This is a genomic window from Roseimaritima sediminicola (genome assembly GCF_009618275.1).
Taxonomy (GTDB): Bacteria; Planctomycetota; Planctomycetia; order Pirellulales; family Pirellulaceae; genus Roseimaritima; species Roseimaritima sediminicola.
The window spans coordinates 1-896 of record NZ_WIAD01000137.1; the positions used below are offsets into that span (position 1 = coordinate 1).

General features: G+C 56.1%; 1 protein-coding gene. It reads left to right on the forward strand.

Annotated elements, in window-relative coordinates; translation table 11 throughout:
* Positions 1–41 precede the first annotated feature (41 nt).
* On the forward strand, positions 42–893 hold the full coding sequence (locus GE027_RS22620; RefSeq protein ID WP_153559499.1) for an IS5 family transposase: 852 nt from the start codon (positions 42–44) through the stop codon (positions 891–893).
* Positions 894–896: the final 3 nt, after the last annotated feature.

Below are 896 nucleotides of genomic sequence, written 5' to 3' on the forward strand. Positions count from 1 at the left end.
GTGTAAGGACTTGAGTTCTTTTGCTAGCAAGGGAGTAAGTCATGAGCAACCGAAAGGCATATCCGAGCGATCTGACGGACGAACAATGGGAACTAATTGAGGTAATCCTACCAGACGATGAGCTACCGAAACCTAAGGGGGGTCGTCCCCGTGAGGTCGATTTGCGTGAGGTCATCAATGCCATCTTGTTCCAGGTTCGCTCCGGCTGTCAGTGGGACATGCTGCCTCATGACTTGCCACCCAAGAGCACCGTGTACAGGTACTTCGCCCGCTGGCGGGACGACGGCACGCTTGACCACATCAACAAGGTCCTTGTCGGAGCAGTTCGGCAACTCGAGGCACCAAGCGAACACATGGATCCCAGCACCGCCAGCGTAGACAGCCAAACGGTTCCCACGGCTCCTCGCTGTGACAGTCGTGGATACGACGGCGGCAAGCGAATCACAGGGCGAAAACGCAATATCGTCGTTGATTCCTTGGGGCTGTTGTTGGCTGTTGTCGTGACCGTTGCGTCGACCGATGATGCACAAGCGGGCCGGCAAGCATTGTCGCAACTGGACGAAGCTAGCCAACCGAGGCTGAAGACCATATGGGCAGACTCGAAGTATCATAATCACGCCTTGCGAGCATGGCTTGCGAAACGTGATGATTTGAAATGGGAGCTACAAGTCGTTCGGCGTCCCAAGGGTGCCAAGGGGTTCGTGTTGCTGCCCAAACGTTGGGTGGTTGAACGGACGTTCGGATGGTTTGGTTGGTGGCGACGCTTGAGCAAGGACTACGAGCATCGGGCGGACTCTGCCGAGGCCATGGTTAAATGGGCATCGGTCGGACGCATGCTGCGACGCCTGTCTCCCTCACCGACGCAAGCTCCGTTCAAATACCGAGTTACATGAAAT